Source organism: Desulfofundulus thermobenzoicus (genome assembly GCF_009428905.1).
Classification (GTDB): Bacteria; Bacillota; Desulfotomaculia; order Desulfotomaculales; family Desulfovirgulaceae; genus Desulfofundulus_A; species Desulfofundulus_A thermobenzoicus.
Window position 1 is genome coordinate 34,005 of the sequence record NZ_WHYR01000017.1, and the last position, 17,133, is coordinate 51,137.

Sequence of the window (17,133 nt, forward strand, 5' to 3'; positions counted from 1 at the left end):
AAGCGTGACTGGCCGCATGTTTAACGATTGCTTATACAGTCGGGTTAATGTCAAAGCTGCTGAACTCCCCCCGGTAAGGCTCGTCCCGTACTTCCACCTTTTCTACCCGGGAAGAAGGAGAACCCTCCCAGCACCAGCGCAGCATCTGCTCCACGGCATTTTCCGCCCCTTCAAAAACCGCTTCCACCCGCCCGTCCCGGCGGTTACGCACCCAGCCGGTAACACCATACTTCACCGCCGTATCCCGGGTGTAAAGACGAAAATAAACGCCCTGCACTTTGCCGCTGATAAAAACATGTTTGCGAACCAAGAAAAAAACCCCCTGTAGCAAACATCAAAAAAACCGGTCGCTTTCACTTAAAGTGTTTCCGTCCCGGACAGCCGCCATTAACACCATTTAACCCTGACCATAGGGCGCCGGCCGGCATAATATGGCAGCAAGAGGACTTTTCCAGCCATACAATTGAAGGAGGGTTGAACAATGCCAGAGGTGCCCCATGAATTTTTTACCGTGGAAACCTTGAGTACCTTCGGCGGGCTGGTCCTGTTTGTCTCCATGGTTACGGCCCTTTTAAAAACACCGGTCAAGGAACGCTGGGGAGACCGGGCCGTGCGGCCCCTGGCCATCCTGGTGGCCTTTTTAACCCAGCTGTTTGTGGTGGCCGTACGGGGCAACGTCACCCTGGAAACGGTGGGTTTGGCCCTGGCAAACGCCATTCTGGTGGCGGCAGCAGCCAGCGGTGCCCACGAATACCTGACGGACCCCCTGGCCCGGAAAAAGAGGCCGGAAGAAATAATTACCTGGCAGGAAAAAATTCGTTGACAAGGCTGGCCCTTCACCGGCAAAGAAGCGTGGCTAACCGCGATGTCAACCATTGCCGGCTTTCCCGGACAGGCCGGGTAATGCTTCAGCCACCTCCGGTTCCAGGCCGGACAAGAACCGGTTGGCGAAAAAGTAAGGGTCTGCCCAACCGGTTCAGCCAGGTAATGATCCCTGACACCGGCTGCCATATGCCTCCAGGAACCGGCTGAGGGACCGGTCATAGGTTTTTTCCACCTCCGGCGGGAAAAGGCAACCGGGCAGTTCCTGGTGCCGGCGATGGTAAGCAATACATTCACAGCATTTACCTTTCCGGGGACATGGCTCGTAGGTGCAGGTGCACTGCGCCTTATTTTTTTCCACATGACAATCCATCCTCATCCATCCCCCTACAAACCGGATATACTAACTTATTAATCCATCCGCGGACCGGAAAGATTGTGGGCTTCCCGGGGACAACTCCCCTATTATATTACTCCATCTCGCAATGCCTGGCAATCCCATTCCGGGCTTCTCTGACGCCCGTTACCGGGTCGGAGTTGCCGTGTCCCCCCGCAAACAAAATATCTGCCGGAATCAACCCGGCAGACGCTAAAAATCACTCCGGCATTGTCATCCCAAACAGTGCCGCCCCCAGGGCACCCACCAGCTGGGGATTGTCCGGCACCTGCAGGTCCGGCAGTCCCATGCGCTTAAGGCCCATTCTCCGGGAAAAATAGGCAGGCAAACCGGGAACGGCAGCCACACCGCCGGTGAAGACCACCGGCGGCTCAATGCCCGCACGGGCCAGCAGGTTTTGGGTGCGGTCGCAGATGGAATTGAGCACGGCCCGGGCCACTGCCCCTACGGGCTTACCGGCGGCTAGAAGGGACACCACCTCCGACTCGGCAAAAACGGTGCACATACTGTTCAGGGTCAGTTCCTGGCCGCTGGTGGAGGCGGCGGCCACTATTTCCTTCAGGGACAACCCCAGCCCCCGGGCCATTACTTCCAGAAATTTGCCCGTACCGGCGGCACAACGGTCGTTCATGATGAAATCTTCCACCCGGCCCCGTTCGTCCAACCGGATTACTTTGCTGTCCTGACCGCCAATGTCCAGGACGGTACGGCAGGAGGGAAACAGGTGACGGGCACCCAGGGCATGGGCTTTGATCTCGGTAATTAAACCGGTGGCGAAACCGGCCCGGGCGCCGTGACGGCCGTAACCCGTGGCCACCGCCTGCCGGAAAGAATGCACATCCCCAACCATTTCCCGTGCCCGCTCCAGGGGTCGGGGGCCACTGTCCATGATCGCGGCGGTCCTGATGGTTCCTTTGTCATCCAAAACAACAGTGGCAATGGTTCTGGAACCAATGTCAATTCCCAAAAAGTCCATAGACACTTCGTCCTTTCCCAGGTGCAGAAAATCAGAACATCTTTTAAATACTGAAACCGGCTTGCCTGCCGGGTTTGCTGCCACAAGTTTTAACCCGGGCGCGGAACAATTCCTCCTGCGGGCTTGTCCATACGCAGGAACCGGTGGTTCTATGGTGTTAGCGCAGCATCTCCAGAAAAGCTTCCACCCGGGTGCGCAGCTGACCCGTATCCTCTTCACTGTAGTCGGTTTCCACCTTCAGCACCGGTATACCCCGCTCTTTCAGCGCCTTCTCCACGGCATAATACTCTACGGCATAACCGTGGCAGAACTGCAGGTTGTAGTAAATAACCCCGTCGGCCCGGTACTCTTTCACCAGGCGCAGGATATCCTCAATGCGGCCGGGGTTGGGAGTAAAACAGGAGCAGTTTATTTTCAGGTAACGTTCGGCCAGGGCCTGTAACTGCTCATCCAGTGTCCGGCCCGCTTCATCCACCTGGTGTTCAAAGAAACGGGTGCCGGTACAGGTTTCTTCGCAAACCACCGCCGCCCCGGCCGTCTCGATGATATGATGCAGCTTCCAGTTGGGGATGGCCATGGGGGTGCCGGTGACCAGAATGCGGGGCGCCCCGGGGGAAAATACCCCTTCCCCGGCGGCAATACGTGCTTCGGCTTCTGCGGCCAGAGCCTCCGTCTTTTCGATGAAGCGCCGGGGATCGTCATAGAAACTGACCTGGGTGACCAGCAGGACATCCTTACCGCTTACGGGGACCGGATCGGCCTTCCTGGCGGCGTACAGGCGCTCCAGGGTCCGGCGCAGCCGGTTCTGCAGTTGTATTTCCTCTGCCAGCCGCTCCGGCGTTACCCGGCGGCCGGTCAGTTCTTCCATTTTATCCAGGAACAGGCCCACCTCTTCCCTCCAGGCGACCAGATCCCGGGGGCGCTTCATCTGGGGCAGGTCCATAACATAAACGGGAGCAAAGTTGTTCAATACTTCCCAGGCCTTTTTCTTGCCATCGCAGGTGGTTTCCCCAATTAATAGGTCGCAGGACTGGAAATAGGGGCAGGTACCGCTCAAACGCGCTCCCACCGAAGCCTTGATCAGCGGGCAGAGGTTGCGGGGCAAAACCTTTTCCCCGTCGGGAATCCAGAACTGGGAGCCGCCGCAGAGACCTACGGCAATGGCCCCGGCGGCCCTGATGATCTCTACGGGTACAAAGACACAGAAGGCGCCGCAGACCTTGCCTCCCCGCCGGCGGTGCTCCACCAGTTCGGCAATGCGCAGGCTGTGGATTTCGGCCACCACCAGGTCAAAGTATTCCATGGCCCGGGGACGGTTGGGCTGCTTCAGGTAAACTGTTTCATAGACCAGGGGCAGCGCACCCGTCAGCTGGTCATGCTTTTCCAGGTCCATACCCAGGTCGGACCACATCTGGCGGTAATCGGTCATAAAATAGACCTCCTTAGCAGGTTCAGATATCAAAGAAGTTAGTTTAACTACGATTCCACAACAGACAAGAAGATTCCTTTATTAGACGAATACATTTTCTTTATGGGCAGGCTTTTGATAATAAAGACGATTAATCGGCTTTAAAAAAGAAAAAGCGGCCTGCATAGACCGCCGGAAAAGAACAATGTTACCGGTGGCAGGTATGTTCCCGGAATCTTAAAGCGATGATTTCCCCCTCACCCACGGCATACCGCCGGGGGAAAAATACCCGCCGTTCATCAACCCGCAATTTAAATTCTCCCGGACGTTTTTTGACTTTGCTGCTTTTGAGCTGCCCATTATCCCCCACTACCCCGGCCAGTACCGTCCCTCCAGGCTGCGGTACTGCACCGCCTCGGCCAGGTGGGCGGCTTCAATGACATCGCTGCCGGCCAGGTCGGCAATGGTGCGGGCCGTTTTCAGCACCCGGTCGTGGGAGCGGGCGCTTAAATGCATCTGCCGGAAAAAGGACGAGAGCAACGACCGGGCCTCCCGGCTCAGGGTGCAGTAACGGCGCACCTGGGCCGGGGTCATGCGGGCGTTGCAGGCAACACCGGAAGAGCCAAAGCGGCGGCGCTGGACCTCCCGGGCCCTCTGCACCCGCTTTTTTATTTCCGCCGAGGATTCCCCCGGTTCCCGGGCAGCCAGTTCTTCATAATCCACCCGGGGCACCTCCAGGTGAATGTCGATGCGATCTAAAAGCGGGCCGGATATGCGCCCCAGGTAGCGCTGGATCTGGTAAGGCGTGCAGGTGCACTGCCGCACCGGATCCCCCAGGTAGCCGCAGGGGCACGGGTTGGAGGCGGCCACCAGCATCAGACCGGCCGGGTAGGTCACCGCACCGCTGACCCGGGAAATGGTCACCACCCCGTCTTCCAGGGGCTGCCGCAGCGCCTCCAGCACATCCCGGTGAAATTCGGGCAATTCGTCAAGGAAAAGAATGCCGTGGTGGGCCAGGCTGATTTCCCCGGGACGGGGATAGCGTCCCCCTCCCACCAGACCGACAGCCGAAGCGCTATGATGGGGGGAACGAAAGGGCCTTTTGGTCACCAGGGGCGAGCCCGGTTTCAACAAACCGGCCAGGCTGTAAATCTTGGTAATCTCCAGGGCTTCCTCGAATGTGAGGTCGGGCAGGATACCCGGCAGGCGGCGGGCCAGCATGGTCTTGCCCGACCCGGGGGTGCCCACCATCAGCACATTGTGCCCCCCGGCCGCCGCCACCTCCAGTGCCCGGCGGGCGGCCGCCTGGCCGCGTACGTCGGCCATATCAGGCATGGCTTCCCCACAGGAATGGAGCAATGTATGTTCATCCACCGCAAAGGGCGTTATCTCTTCTTCCCCGCGCATAAAACGGCTCAGCTGCCCCAGGCTTTCCACCGGGTAAACCTGCATATCCCGCACCAGCGCCGCCTCGGCGGCATTATCCCGGGGCACCACCACCGCCCGGAAACCCTGTTCCCGGGCCACCAGCACATTGGGCAACACCCCGGTCACTTCCCGCAACTGGCCGTTCAGGGACAGCTCACCCAGAAATACAAAGCGGTCCACCATGGATTGTTCCAGTTGCCCGGTGGCCGTGAGAATACCCACCGCAATGGGCAGGTCGTATACAGGGCCTTCCTTGCGCAGGTCCGCCGGGGCCAGGTTTACCGTGATCCGCCTGGCGGGAAACTCAAAGCCGGAATTCTTCATGGCCGAGCGCACCCGGTCCCGGGACTCCCGGCAGGCCGCACCGGGCAGCCCCACCAGGTCGAAAGCAGGCAGGCCGTTGGATACATCCACCTCCACCCGCACCACCTGCCCGTCCAGCCCGTTAAGGGCGACACTTTTCACCATAGCCAGCATCGTTCATATCCTCCGGAAAAAGTGGGGATTGGGTTGTTTTAAATTTTTCGTCTGAATGCAACGGGTTTCCTCCCTGATACAGGAACTTTTTACCGCCGGAAGGAGATGGACCATTTTACGAATGGCAAAAAGCAGGGGAATATGTTATACTTCGTAAATAGGCAGGCTTTCCAATAAGTTAACCGGTACCGGGTACTGGTCATTAACTTGTTTAACCCGGCGACCGGTGTCTGACGACTGACGGCTATAATGACGGCTATAATAAGGAGGCAACTTTTATGTCTGAAGTGCTGGGCAAAATTGAAAAACCCGCCACAGATCAATACCGGGCGGGCAGGAAACTTTATCTCGTCCCTTTGCTTTATGTTCCCAAGGAGGTCCCGGAGGATTTCCAGCAAAAGGTCAACAGCTACTGGCAGCAGGTGGAACAGCAATTGAACAGCCTGGAGAGTAAAATGGGGGCCATCAAAAAGATCTACCACGAATCCCTGGCCGTGGGCGGGGATACGGGGTTGAGCCTGATTCAGAAGTTCCATGAGAAAAGCTACCAGATCATCAAGGAAAAATGCGACCGGGGGGCCAGCCTGCAGGCTACGGAAGATATGGAATTGTTCACTGAAGCCATGGACTGGGGCAACTGCCTGCAGGTGGTCATGAGCCAGAAAACTTTCGATACCATCAGTAAATTTTACCGGGAGGCCAGCGAAAAAAGATTTGCCCACATCTCCCGGCAGATCGAGCAAACCCTGGGGGAAGGCGAAACCGGAGCGCTTTTTATCCGGGAAGATCACGGGGTCCAGTTCCCTCCCGATGTGCATGTATTCTATGTATCACCGCCGGCCCTGGATGATATTCACCGCTGGTTCAGGGAACAGTTGAAATAAAAAGGAAGCAAAAAGCAGGAAAAAGCTACCTTCCTCACGAAAGATATGTTAATTCAGATGCCCGGCGGGGGGAGATGATTTTATGCCGGACTTGCGGCGACAGGGAAACGGCAGTTGTTGAGAAACACCGGGGGACGCTGGTCAGCGCCCGCAAGAACCCCACACTGAAAACTGCGCTATTTGTGGCCGGCCGCTGCAATACCTGACCCGGGGAAGACCTTTTTCCTGCAGTGTTTGTGGGAAAGAAGAGACGGGAAACGTTCATTGTCCCGGAGGCCATTACGTTTGCGAAGAATGCCACGGTAAAGGAAGCTTTGACGTTGTTTTAAACCTGGCCCTATCCTCAAAAAGCGCCGATCCCCTGGCGATAGCGGAGGAAATAATGGGAATAGCCCCCATCCCCATGCTGGGATGTGAACACGCCTGGGTAACTGCCGCTGCTCTTATGGCGGCCATTAAAAATCATGGCCAGATAAAGATAACGAACGAACAAATTACGGAGGCCGTGCGCCGGACTCAAAGGCAAGCCATTGGGGCCTTTTGCGGCCTGACCGGCGTTTGCGGCGTGGCCATAGGCGTGGGGGCTACCTTCAGTGTTATTCTGGACGCCGCCTGTCCGAAGGACCGGGAGACCGCCTCCACCATGCATGTTGTTTCCCGGGTGATAGAAGCCATCGCCAACGAAACCGGCCCCTGTTGTTGCAAAAATTTTGTGCGTAAGGCATTGGCCGTGAGTTCTCAGCTGGCCGGGGAATATTTGCAGATCTCTCTTCCCCATTCGGTGGAACCTGTTTGTCGGGATGGCCACCGCCATCCCCACGGCTGCCGGCAGGATAAATGCAGTTACTACCCCGGGCTGAAAAACGTGGACGGATAAAAGTCGTGCTATGCAAGCAAAAATATAATTTTAGGACAGGCTGTTGCCGGTGGGTGTAAATATCACGTTTTCCAAAAGATCTTACGCCTATGGATCAATGCCCAGATCCGGGGATCTTCCAAACCCAGACGCCAGACACCGATCCCCGGCAGTTTTTCCCGCCGCACCAGGGCCATTTTGGCGGCAAAGCTCCGGGCATCCTCAAACCACACAGTATGGCCCACGCCGTCTTCCCGGTAGGTATAGGTCCATTCCTGGGCCTGCTGATCATAGACCGGAGAAACACCGTGTTCGGCAGCCCGGTCCACAGCCTGTTGATAGGAGAGGGTTTCGGGCAGAGGAGCCTCTTCAGCCCAGTCGTAGCCGTAAACAGCCATACCCAGGCGGATTTTTTCCCGGGGGATCACCGTCAGGGCATAGGTTAAAACCCGCTGGACAAAACCAATGGAAGCCACTGGCCCCGGGGTGGCAAAATGTTCATCATAGGCCAGCAGGTATACCTGGTCGCTAACCGCACCCAGCTGCGGATAGCTGAAGGCGCCGGAAAAGGGATGGCGGGGATTGTCTTCCAGTTCGGCAGGGACGGAAATGGTTGTTAGAAATCCTTCCGGCTTCAATACCCGGTAAAGATCGGTCATAAAACGGGTTAGAAAGGGCCGGTCTTCCGGCGGAACAAATTCAAAGTCAATGTTTATACCCGCATACCCGGTGCGCCGGAGCATATCGGCAATGCTGTTAATCAGCGTCCGGCGAAGCTCGTCATCGGTCAGCAGCACATGAATCAGTGAACGGTACTGCGGGCTGGCGTAGTTGTGAATAATGGCCAGTACGGGCAGGTTTAACCGGCGAATCAAGTTTAAAGAACGGGGATCGGATTGATCGGCCAGCCCGCCTTCCCGGGTAACCCCGTACCAGAAGGGAATGAGAAAGGTAATCTGCCGTCCGTGTGCCTGCAGGCCGGTAAAACCCGGGGGATCGGTGACATAATACCAGTTGTTTTCGAATGATCCCGGATAACGCCATCTGTTCACGGAAAACCCTCCGGACTTTCATGTTTTTACCATATGTTATGGCCGCAGGTATTGAACAGTGACATTGGATGAAAAGTTAATAACCGGTACCACTCATTAGCTGCCCTGTCAATATGGAGTGCAAACTCTACCAGCCCCGGGCACTGTATTTTTCAGCCGCCAGCCTGCGGGCGGTGACCTTTTCCGGCCCGGTCAGTGAAGACGGCACCAGCTCTATGTTGAAGGACTCGGCAAAACCACGGGCTACGGCCCGCCAGACCTGTTATAGCCGGGGGCTGCCGGCAGAACCCGGTCCAGGGCCGTGGCCTTTGCTGAAAACAGGTTTTTCGCCCGCCGGCGCACAGCCTCCGAGGGAAAGGAAAGGACGGCAAACAATTTTTCCTCATCCAGGCTGAGCAGTATTGAGCCGTGCTGCAGGATGGTATCATGCTGGCGGACCTAGGCGCTGCCCACCAGTTTTTTCCCCTCTACCGCCATCTCATACCAGGCACATGTTAAAGTTTAATCACCGGATTTCGTACAACAAAAGGGGGAAAGGCCATTGGGTCAGATAACAAATAAAACCGGGCTAGCCCTGGATAGTAGATTAAAAAAGCTTCCTCAAAACCGTTTAAAAAAGTTGCAAGATTACTTATCCGGGCAAAAGGACATTGTTGCCGTTTACCTTTTTGGATCCTTTGGTACCGGCTATCAGCACAACTACAGTGACATTGACCTGGGTATCGTGTTTTCACCCCAATCCCTCCCGGATCTAAACCGGGAACTGACCCTGGAAGCAGATATTGCTTTAATTCTGGGTAGAGACGATATAGATCTGGTCAATCTAAACCGCGCCGCCTTAGCACTGCGTTACCGGGCCGTATCCCAGGGAGTGATTATTTATGAGGGGGACGGCACCGCCGCAAGTGATTTTTTAGAGAATACATACCGGCTTTACGGCGATTACCAGATTGACCTTAACCGGTATTACCGGGAATACCGCAAAGCACTGCAGGAGGCCTATTTCAATGGTGGATCGTAACATTTTAATGTCCAAACTGGCCTACATTGAAAACGGTCTTTCTCACCTGGAATGGCTGCAGAAAACACCCGAAAGGGATTTCCTGGGAAACGGTATATTCACCGGAGCTGCCAAATATTATCTTCAAACATGCATTGAAGCCATGCTGGATATAGCCAATCATATTATCGCCCGCCAGCGCTACCGGCCGCCGGAAAACTATGTTGATGCCCTGCGTATTTTAGGTGAACATGGTATTTTACCTGCGGAACAATTACCCGTTTTTTTCCGCATGGCCCGTTTCCGCAACCGGGTAGTCCATCTTTACCATGAAGTAGATAACCGGGAGGTATACAAAATCCTGCAAACCGGCCTTAATGACTTTAGAACATTTATCCAGGCAATAGTTACCCATTTTTTACCATCCAACCATTAAACAACCCCGCGGCAGGGAACTCGGACAAAGGGAGCGGCAAGTTTGCCTTAACGGTTGATGCCCAACTTGCAGGGCTGAGCATGAAAAACGTCACTTCCTCTTAAAAAAAACAGGGACAGGGGAAATAGTAAATAAAACCATCTCCTCTGTCCTGGAACCTGAGAGTTTCATTTCCCTTTTTCCGGAAAACTTGCCCCGTCGGTGTTCCTCCCGGGGGAGGAAGCTCTCCAGAGGTCCGTCCAGCTGCTCCACCTCTACTATATGTTTTAACGGCAACGGGTATTCTCACAAATAACTTAATGCATCCGGTTTATTACCTTATTGCTGCCCGGTTAAAAGGCGTTCCGGATGTGTTCCAAGCGCTCCAGACGCTGCCCGGGGCCGTATTTCAAGGCCAGCACGTCGAAACGCAGCGGTCCTATGTGCCCGCCGGCGGCCGCCAGGTAGTGGCGGGCCGCCAGGCGCAATTTGGCCTGTTTTTGCCGGCCCACGCTTTCCTGGGGCAGGCCGAAGCTGTCCGTGCTGCGGCAGCGCACTTCCACAAAGACCATTGTGCGGCCATCCAGGGCGATAATATCTATTTCTCCCGCCGGGCAGCGAAAATTGCGCTGAACCAACCGGTAGCCCTTGGAAACCAGGTAACGGGAAGCATCGTCTTCTCCCCTGCGGCCCAGGGTTTTCCGGTGCATGGTCAATACAATCACCCCTAACGGACGGGATTAAATCACATCATTTTACCGGCAATGAACCATTGGTCGCAGGGTGGTCCTCACTGACAACGGGACAACAAAGCAGGCCGGCAAATGCAGGCAAATTGGCAAATCCTATCCGGCGGGAATCAGCTTCTTCTCCTGCAGGTATTCCATGAGCATTTTGGCCGTGTTGCCGGTAATCTTCAGGCAGTTGCGCAGGTGCTCCGGGGTGTCGAAGGGATGAGGATTCAGGGAGCGGCAGCAGGTAGCCCCGAACTTTTCCTCAAAGCGGTCGTGAAAACCCCTGGTCAGGTCATAAGTCCGGTAACGGTCCCCCTGGTGATCCGTACGGCCGGTTAAAAGACCCAGGATCATGGCCGATGCCGTCAGCGCCCCGCACATACAACCGGCGTGTCCCAATCCGCCGCCCAGGCCGGTGGTCAGGCGCACCAGATCCCGCTCCACCCCGGGAACCGCCATTTCCCGGAAGGTTAGAAAAATGGACTCGGCGCAGTTGTAGCCCTCCCGGAAATAGTTCCCCGCTTTATTTCTGGCTTCCAGGGCCAGGTTTTCCGCCATTTCAATCACTCCATTCCTGTAAGGTAATCATTAAAATTCTCCAGGATATTTTCTTTTCCCTTTCCGGATTAATAAATTATTCACCGGCACATGGACAGGAAGAATCCGGAAAGATAAAGGCATATAATATACCACAGCAGAAATGGGAGTTCCCCATGGGAGCATCCGTTCCCACCGTAAAGCATGCGAATCTTTTTGAGCCGGAGGATGATTCCCGGATCAGCGTTACCGGATGCGTTCTCTTTAAGCAGCCCGTGTCAAGGAACCGTCCCCTGACACACCTGACACAACTGCAAATGTGTCAAAGAACCGTCCCCTGACACACCGTCCCCTGACACACCTGAAGAACCGTCCCCTGACACACTGCGGAATTTTTTTAAGGGAGAGTTGTACAGATGGATATGCCCACCGGACGTTATACCCATAAGGGACCGGGGGAAAGTAAGATCCCGTCGGGTACCACCTACCGGAACTATCCGGTGGATATGGTTTATTTCCCCGGGCAATACACCGGCAATCAGGGAGCCTATACCCCCGTCACCGCCAGACCCCTGCCCCCGGAACTGCTGCGTTTGCGGGGCATCTCCGCCCGGAACATGCAGGAGCACTATAAGCTTTACCAGGGATATGTGCACAAAACCAATGAAATCCGTTCCCTTTTACGTACGGTGGACCGGGCCACGGCCAACGCCACCTACAGTCCCCTGCGGGCGTTAAAGGTGGAGGAAAGTTATGCCACCAACGGAGCCAAACTGCACGAACTGTATTTCGGCAACCTGGGCGGTCCGGGCGGGCGGCCCGCTCAAGACCTTTACGATTTCATTGTGCGCAGCTTCGGCTCCTATGAAGCCTGGGAAACGGATTTCAAAGCCTCCGGCCTGGCCGTACGGGGCTGGGCCACCCTGTCCTTTGATCCGGACGACGGTTTTTTACACAACTATTCCATGGACGCCCACAACGCAGGGCTGGTGGTCCATATGATTCCCCTTCTGGTGATGGATGTTTACGAGCACGCCTACTACATGGACTACGGCACCGACCGTAAGGGCTACATTGAAGCCTTTTTCCAGAATATCGACTGGGCGGCGGTTGAGGCCCGCTTGCACGCTTTGAAACACTGACGGTGACTGGGCCAGTATCCATAGGAGTAACGGCTTTGCTGACGCGAAAATGAAGATAAAAAAGACGGCCCCCCGAACAGCGGGGACCGCCTCTTTTTTTATACCCGCATTCTCAATGCATAAAGAACGAATGGGCGGCCGTATTGATCACTTCCGACAGCGGGCCGGGGTAGATACCGATGATCAAGGTGGCAATCATGGCCACGATGAGGGTGACGGCCACCGGGGCGCTCACATGGATGGGTGAACCGTCCAGGGGCTCATCCCGGTACATGACCAGGGCCACCCGCAGGTAGTAGTAAACCGAGACCATGCTCATGATCAGGCCGATGAAGGCCAGCCACAGGTAGTTGTCCACAATGGTCTTGAAGAGGTAGAACTTGCCCACAAAGCCCGCCAGGGGCGGGATGCCGGCCATGGAAAGCATGGAAATGACCATCACCGCCGCCATCAATGGCGAGCGCTGGCTCAAGCCCGCATAGTCCCGGATCTCGTCACTGCCGGTGACATTGTAGAAGTAGGTGGCCACGGTAAAGGCGCCGATGGTGGCAAAGACGTAGAGGAAGGCGTAGAACATGACGCCCTTGATCCCCGATTCGCTGGCGGTGACCAGACCCACCAGGATATAGCCGGCCTGGGCGATACTGGAGTAGGCCAGCAGCCGCTTGATGTTGGTCTGCGGAATGGCCACCAGGTTGCCCACAATGATGGTGATGGCCGACAGTACCGCCACCAGCATGGTCCAGTGGGCCCAAACACCGGGCAGGGCGGTCACAAAGACCCGCAGCAGGATGGCAAAGGAAGCGGCCTTGGAACCCACGGCCAGGTAGGAAGTCACCGGGGTGGGCGCCCCTTCGTAAACGTCGGGCGTCCACATGTGGAAGGGCACGGCTGAAATCTTAAAGCCCAGCCCGGCCACCAGCATGGCCAGCCCGAGGATGAGCGCCGGCACGGGATTCACGGCCACGGCCTGGCCCACCTCGGAAATGGTCACGGACCCGGTAACGGCGTAAACCAGGCTCAAGCCGTAAAGGAGCACCGCCGAAGACATCCCCGCCAGCAAGATATACTTGATGCCCGCCTCCACCGATTTGCTTTCCGTGCGTTTAAAGCAAACCAGCACGATAAAAGCGATGGTCATCAACTCCAGCCCCAGGTAGAGGGTGATGAAGTCACCGGCCGATGCCAGCACCATCATGCCCAGGGTGGCGAAGAGGAGCATGCTGTAATACTCGCTCTGGTCGCCCATGTCATCCACAAAGCGCATGGAGCCCAGAACCACCAGAAAGGCCGCCGTCAGGAAGGTAATCTTGAAGAAGATGGCGTACTGGTCCACCACAAACATGCCCTCGTAAAGGGAGCCCTGATTGTTCCAGCCGGAAATGGTCAGCCCCAGCACTCCCAGAAGGCCCAGGGCCGTCACCCAGCCCAGGCCGTGGCGGGATTCTTTGGGAATGATCAGGCCCAGAATGAGCACCCCCAGGCCCAGGATGGAAAGGGCTATTTCCGGTATCAGCAAGGAAAGATCCACATTCATTTAGAAATCCCCCCTAACTGGAGCGCGCCGCTGATCTGGGCCATCAGCGGTGCAACACCGCTGTTGACCATATCGAAGAGCAGGAAGGGGAGCAGGCCGCCCACCACCAGCACGGTGCCCAGCACGGCCAGGGGCACCAGTTCGGGACCCTTGATATCCTGCAGGTGATCGTATTCAGACCGCGGCGGTCCAAACAGGGTGTTGGCGCCGGCCCGCAGGGCATACAGGGCGGTGATGATGATCCCGGCGATGGCCACCACGGCCAGACCGCCGTATACCTGGAAGGAGGCTACGAAAATGGTGAACTCCGGAACAAAGCTCACCAGCCCCGGCAATCCCAGGGAGGCCAGGGCCGCCAGCATGAAGGCCACGGCAATGCGGGGCACCTGCCGGGCCAGGCCGCCCATGTCGGGAATCCACCGGGTGTGGGTCTTCTCGTAGATAAAGCCGATGGTGGAGAAGAACAGGGCCGCCATCACCCCGTGGCCAAACATATTGGCCACCGCCCCGTTGAGTCCGATGACGTTCAGGGAAGCCACGGCCAGGAGCACGTAGCCCATATGACTGACGGAGGAATAACCAACGATGTATTTTAAGTCCTTCTGGGCCAGGGCGGCCATGGCTGCATAGGCCACTCCGGCCACACCCAGCACGGCAATGACCGGTGCCCAGAACTTGGCCCCCACCGGGAGAACAAAGAGGGCGATGCGGATCAAGCCGTAACCGCCGATTTTCTTCAATACACCGGCGTGAATCATACTCACCGCCGTGGGAGCGCCGGCGTAACCGTCGGGCGACCAGGAGTGGAAGGGCCACATGGAAAGCAGCGAGCCGAAACCGAAAAGCATCAGGGCAAAGAGCCATTTCTGGTCGAAATCACTCAAGCCCCGGGCAGCCTGAGCCAGGCCGGTGAAACTCATGTCCGGCGCCCCGTTGATGGCCACCGTCTTCATGAACAGGGCAATCACACCCACCAGCAGGAAGGCCGAACCGATCAGGAGGTAGATGGTCAGCTTCATACCGGCGTATTCCTTGGTCACCCGTTTGGTGCTGCCCCAGATGATCACCAGGATGTAAATGGGGATGACCACCACTTCGTAGAAAAGCAGGAAGATGAACAGGTCCTGGGCGATGAAGGTGCCCATCACACCGGTAATCAGCAGCAGCAGCAGGATGAAGAAGTCCCGCGGCCGGTGATTCACGTTCCAGGAGGAAAACACCGCCGAAAAACCAATGAGGTTGGTCAGCAGCAGCATGGGCAGGCTCAAGCCGTCCACGCCCAGGAAGAAGGTTACCCCCAGGTCCTCAATCCAGGGTATTTGCTGTACAAACTGCAGCCCCCCGGCGGACTGGTCATAGGCAAAGTACACAAACAGGGACAGGGCCATGGAGATAAAGGTGCCCACGGCGGCGATGCATTTGATCAGCAAATGCTCCTCCCGGGGAATGAAGGTGAGGATCACCGCCGCCGCCACCGGAGCCAGCAGAATGGTTAGCAATACGGGGAAGCCGTCCATTTATTTCACACCCCCCATGATCAGGCCGGCGGCCGAAGGACCGGTGAAGGCCAGGGCAATGACCACGGCCAGCACTCCCAGGAAGAAAACCAGGGCGTAGTTCTGCAGCCGGCCCGTATTGGTCACCCGCAAACCCTCGCCGAAGAGGCAGGTCAGGTGGCCCAGACCGTTGACGATAATGCCGTCCACCACATAGATATCGAAGAGGTAGAACAGTTTGGCCGCGCCGTCAATGATGGTATGGTTGAACCAGAGGTAAATTTCGTCAATGTAATACTTGTTGTAAAGCAGGGTGTAAAGGCCGTGGAAACGCCGGGACAGTTCCTTCGCTTTAACCTTTGCTTTATCCACATAGTAAAGCTGGTAGGCGAGGTAAATGCCCAGCACGGCCAGCACGATGGAGCCGATCATCACCCAGTAGTTGGGTTCGCCGTGGTGGGGATGGCCGAAGAAAATCCACTGGCTCCATACATTGGCCCAGGGGGTGCCCACCAGGCCGCCCACTGCGGAAAGAACAGCCAGGATAATCAGCGGCACGGTCATCACCGGGGGCGACTCCTGGGGATGGTTTTCCGGATTTTCTTCGCCGAAGAAAGTAAGGAAAATCAAACGCCACATATAAAAGGCGGTCAGGAAGGCGGTAAAGGCCGCCATGGCAAAGAGCACGTAGTGACCGCTGGAAAGGGTTTGGGCCAGGATTTCATCCTTGCTCCAGAAACCGGCAAAGGGTGGAATGCCGGCAATGGCCAGGCCGCCGACCACAAAGGTCCAGCCGGTGATGGGCATTTTCTTGATCAGCCCGCCCATTTCCCAGATATCCGCCTTATGGTGCAGGGCCACCAGTACGCTGCCGGCGCCCATGAACATGAGGGCCTTGAAGAAGGCGTGGGTCCACATGTGGAATAAACCGGCGGACATGCTGCCCACCCCCAGGGCCAGCATCATGTAGCCGATCTGGCTGACGGTGGAGTAGGCCAGGATACGCTTGATCTCCCGCTGGGTGATGGCGATGGTGGCGGCAAAGAGGGCCGTAAAGCCGCCGGTGACGGCCACCAGTTCCATGGCGCTGGGCACCTCATGGAACAGGAACATCACCCGGGCCACCAGGTAGACACCGGCCACCACCATGGTGGCGGCGTGGATCAGGGCGCTGACCGGGGTGGGACCCTCCATGGCGTCGGGCAACCACACGTGCAGCGGAAACTGGCCCGACTTACCGATGGGCCCGATGAACACCAGCACCGCAATCAAACTGAGCATACCAAAGGTGGTATACTGCTCAAAGTGCGGAATCTTTTCCGCCAGTTCGGCCAGGTTCAATGTCCCGAAGATGATCTGCAGGGACAACAGGCCCAGCAAAAGGCCGAAGTCGGCAATCCGGCAGGTGACAAAGGCTTTCTTGGCCGCTTCCCGGGCCGAGATCTTATGGGTGTAGAAACCAATCAGCAGGTAGGAACAGAGGCCCACCAGTTCCCAGGCCACAAACATTTCCAGCAGGTTGCTGGAAATGGCCAGCAGGAGCATGGAGGCGGCAAACAGGGATACATAGGAGAAGAATACGGAAAAGCCGGGATCCCCTTCCATGTAGCCGATGGCGTAAATAAAGATCAGGGAGGCCACCATGGAGACCATGAAAATCATCATGGCCGAAACGGGATCCAGCTGCACCCCCACGTCTATGTTTAAACCAGGCATGGAAAACCAGCGGGCGGCGTAGACCAGGGGTTTTTCCATAAACTCCGGGCTGGTAAAAACGCCGTAGGCGGCAAAGGCAGAGACCACAAAGGCCCCCACTATTCCCGCCACCGCCGTTAAGGCACTGAGCATGGGCCAGGGCCTGGTGAAAAAGACGATAATCACGAAGGCCAGGGCGGGCAGGAACGGCACCAGCCAGGCGTGCTGCATGGCAAACTCTACCATCTTCGTTCAACACCTACCTTTACATGAAATC

Annotated in this window: 17 protein-coding genes and 1 riboswitch; of the genes, 6 read left to right on the top strand and 11 right to left on the bottom strand. The window is 56.7% G+C overall.

What is annotated here, in order from left to right; translation table 11 throughout:
* Window positions 1-31: 31 nt before the first annotated feature.
* The gene (locus tag GFC01_RS07915; protein WP_152946094.1) at window positions 32-310 is read right to left on the bottom strand and encodes an acylphosphatase; all 279 of its coding nucleotides are present in this window, start codon (window positions 308-310) and stop codon (window positions 32-34) included.
* Window positions 311-481: 171 nt separating this feature from the next.
* Here GFC01_RS07915 and GFC01_RS07920 point away from each other — a divergent pair, with 171 nt between their 5' ends.
* The gene (locus tag GFC01_RS07920) at window positions 482-823 is read left to right on the top strand and encodes a hypothetical protein (protein ID WP_152946095.1); all 342 of its coding nucleotides are present in this window, start codon (window positions 482-484) and stop codon (window positions 821-823) included.
* Window positions 824-976: 153 nt separating this feature from the next.
* Here the strand turns inward: GFC01_RS07920 and GFC01_RS19350 are convergent, their stop codons facing one another.
* The 4 genes from GFC01_RS19350 to GFC01_RS07935 form a co-directional block, all read right to left on the bottom strand.
* On the bottom strand, window positions 977-1,201 hold the full coding sequence (locus GFC01_RS19350; protein ID WP_423244374.1) for a DUF6485 family protein: 225 nt from the start codon (window positions 1,199-1,201) through the stop codon (window positions 977-979).
* A gap of 217 nt (window positions 1,202-1,418) precedes the next feature.
* Window positions 1,419-2,195 carry an acyl-CoA dehydratase activase gene (locus GFC01_RS07925; RefSeq protein ID WP_152946096.1) on the bottom strand — a complete coding sequence of 259 codons (777 nt, stop codon included), beginning with the start codon at window positions 2,193-2,195 and terminating at the stop codon, window positions 1,419-1,421.
* A gap of 157 nt (window positions 2,196-2,352) precedes the next feature.
* Window positions 2,353-3,624 (bottom strand): double-cubane-cluster-containing anaerobic reductase, encoded by a 1,272-nt coding sequence (locus tag GFC01_RS07930; RefSeq protein WP_152946097.1) that lies wholly within the window; start codon window positions 3,622-3,624, stop codon window positions 2,353-2,355.
* Between the two features lie 348 nt (window positions 3,625-3,972).
* On the bottom strand, window positions 3,973-5,508 hold the full coding sequence (locus tag GFC01_RS07935) for a YifB family Mg chelatase-like AAA ATPase (protein ID WP_152946098.1): 1,536 nt from the start codon (window positions 5,506-5,508) through the stop codon (window positions 3,973-3,975).
* A 278-nt stretch (window positions 5,509-5,786) separates the two neighbouring features.
* Here GFC01_RS07935 and GFC01_RS07940 point away from each other — a divergent pair, with 278 nt between their 5' ends.
* Both GFC01_RS07940 and GFC01_RS07945 read left to right on the top strand, forming a co-directional pair.
* Entirely contained in the window at window positions 5,787-6,392 is a 606-nt protein-coding gene (locus GFC01_RS07940; RefSeq protein WP_152946099.1) for a hypothetical protein, read from the top strand.
* Between the two features lie 82 nt (window positions 6,393-6,474).
* Entirely contained in the window at window positions 6,475-7,269 is a 795-nt protein-coding gene (locus GFC01_RS07945) for a DUF5714 domain-containing protein (protein ID WP_423244375.1), read from the top strand.
* A 62-nt stretch (window positions 7,270-7,331) separates the two neighbouring features.
* Here the strand turns inward: GFC01_RS07945 and GFC01_RS07950 are convergent, their stop codons facing one another.
* Complete coding sequence (locus GFC01_RS07950) at window positions 7,332-8,300, bottom strand: glycosyl hydrolase family 18 protein (RefSeq protein ID WP_341473834.1); 969 nt, start codon at window positions 8,298-8,300, stop codon at window positions 7,332-7,334.
* A 541-nt stretch (window positions 8,301-8,841) separates the two neighbouring features.
* Here GFC01_RS07950 and mntA point away from each other — a divergent pair.
* Both mntA and hepT read left to right on the top strand, forming a co-directional pair.
* Window positions 8,842-9,321, top strand: coding sequence for a type VII toxin-antitoxin system MntA family adenylyltransferase antitoxin (gene mntA / locus GFC01_RS07955; protein ID WP_152946101.1), 480 nt, complete (start codon window positions 8,842-8,844; stop codon window positions 9,319-9,321).
* On the top strand, window positions 9,308-9,736 hold the full coding sequence (gene hepT / locus GFC01_RS07960) for a type VII toxin-antitoxin system HepT family RNase toxin (RefSeq protein ID WP_152946102.1): 429 nt from the start codon (window positions 9,308-9,310) through the stop codon (window positions 9,734-9,736). Before mntA ends, hepT begins: the two co-directional genes overlap by 14 nt.
* Before the next feature lie 136 nt (window positions 9,737-9,872).
* A riboswitch (glycine riboswitch) is annotated at window positions 9,873-9,977 on the bottom strand.
* Window positions 9,978-10,068: 91 nt separating this feature from the next.
* Here the strand turns inward: hepT and GFC01_RS07965 are convergent.
* Together GFC01_RS07965 and GFC01_RS07970 are read right to left on the bottom strand one after the other, a co-directional pair.
* A complete protein-coding gene (locus tag GFC01_RS07965) occupies window positions 10,069-10,425 on the bottom strand; it encodes a YraN family protein (protein ID WP_194174867.1) in 357 nt (118 codons plus the stop codon).
* 135 nt (window positions 10,426-10,560) lie between these two features.
* Entirely contained in the window at window positions 10,561-11,007 is a 447-nt protein-coding gene (locus GFC01_RS07970; protein ID WP_152946104.1) for a C-GCAxxG-C-C family protein, read from the bottom strand.
* A gap of 395 nt (window positions 11,008-11,402) precedes the next feature.
* On the opposite strand from GFC01_RS07970, the gene GFC01_RS07975 reads away from it, so the two are divergent.
* Complete coding sequence (locus GFC01_RS07975; protein ID WP_243137345.1) at window positions 11,403-12,128, top strand: superoxide dismutase; 726 nt, start codon at window positions 11,403-11,405, stop codon at window positions 12,126-12,128.
* Between the two features lie 112 nt (window positions 12,129-12,240).
* Here the strand turns inward: GFC01_RS07975 and GFC01_RS07980 are convergent, their stop codons facing one another.
* The 3 genes from GFC01_RS07980 to nuoL are packed head-to-tail and all read right to left on the bottom strand — an operon-like array spanning window position 12,241 to window position 17,102.
* The gene (locus GFC01_RS07980) at window positions 12,241-13,665 is read right to left on the bottom strand and encodes an NADH-quinone oxidoreductase subunit N (protein ID WP_152946105.1); all 1,425 of its coding nucleotides are present in this window, start codon (window positions 13,663-13,665) and stop codon (window positions 12,241-12,243) included.
* Window positions 13,662-15,182 (bottom strand): complex I subunit 4 family protein, encoded by a 1,521-nt coding sequence (locus tag GFC01_RS07985; protein ID WP_152946106.1) that lies wholly within the window; start codon window positions 15,180-15,182, stop codon window positions 13,662-13,664. Before GFC01_RS07985 ends, GFC01_RS07980 begins: the two co-directional genes overlap by 4 nt.
* A complete protein-coding gene (gene nuoL / locus GFC01_RS07990; RefSeq protein ID WP_152946107.1) occupies window positions 15,183-17,102 on the bottom strand; it encodes an NADH-quinone oxidoreductase subunit L in 1,920 nt (639 codons plus the stop codon).
* Window positions 17,103-17,133: the final 31 nt, after the last annotated feature.

Coding starts and splice junctions, on each gene's coding strand:
- GFC01_RS07920 (WP_152946095.1), top strand. CDS start 482: ATGCCAGAGGTGCCCCATGAATTTTTTACCGTGGAAACCTTGAGTACC.
- GFC01_RS19350 (WP_423244374.1), bottom strand. CDS start 1,201: ATGAGGATGGATTGTCATGTGGAAAAAAATAAGGCGCAGTGCACCTGC.
- GFC01_RS07925 (WP_152946096.1), bottom strand. CDS start 2,195: ATGGACTTTTTGGGAATTGACATTGGTTCCAGAACCATTGCCACTGTT.
- GFC01_RS07930 (WP_152946097.1), bottom strand. CDS start 3,624: ATGACCGATTACCGCCAGATGTGGTCCGACCTGGGTATGGACCTGGAA.
- GFC01_RS07935 (WP_152946098.1), bottom strand. CDS start 5,508: ATGCTGGCTATGGTGAAAAGTGTCGCCCTTAACGGGCTGGACGGGCAG.
- GFC01_RS07940 (WP_152946099.1), top strand. CDS start 5,787: ATGTCTGAAGTGCTGGGCAAAATTGAAAAACCCGCCACAGATCAATAC.
- hepT (WP_152946102.1), top strand. CDS start 9,308: ATGGTGGATCGTAACATTTTAATGTCCAAACTGGCCTACATTGAAAAC.
- GFC01_RS07965 (WP_194174867.1), bottom strand. CDS start 10,425: ATGCACCGGAAAACCCTGGGCCGCAGGGGAGAAGACGATGCTTCCCGT.
- GFC01_RS07970 (WP_152946104.1), bottom strand. CDS start 11,007: ATGGCGGAAAACCTGGCCCTGGAAGCCAGAAATAAAGCGGGGAACTAT.
- GFC01_RS07975 (WP_243137345.1), top strand. CDS start 11,403: ATGGATATGCCCACCGGACGTTATACCCATAAGGGACCGGGGGAAAGT.
- GFC01_RS07980 (WP_152946105.1), bottom strand. CDS start 13,665: ATGAATGTGGATCTTTCCTTGCTGATACCGGAAATAGCCCTTTCCATC.
- GFC01_RS07985 (WP_152946106.1), bottom strand. CDS start 15,182: ATGGACGGCTTCCCCGTATTGCTAACCATTCTGCTGGCTCCGGTGGCG.
- nuoL (WP_152946107.1), bottom strand. CDS start 17,102: ATGGTAGAGTTTGCCATGCAGCACGCCTGGCTGGTGCCGTTCCTGCCC.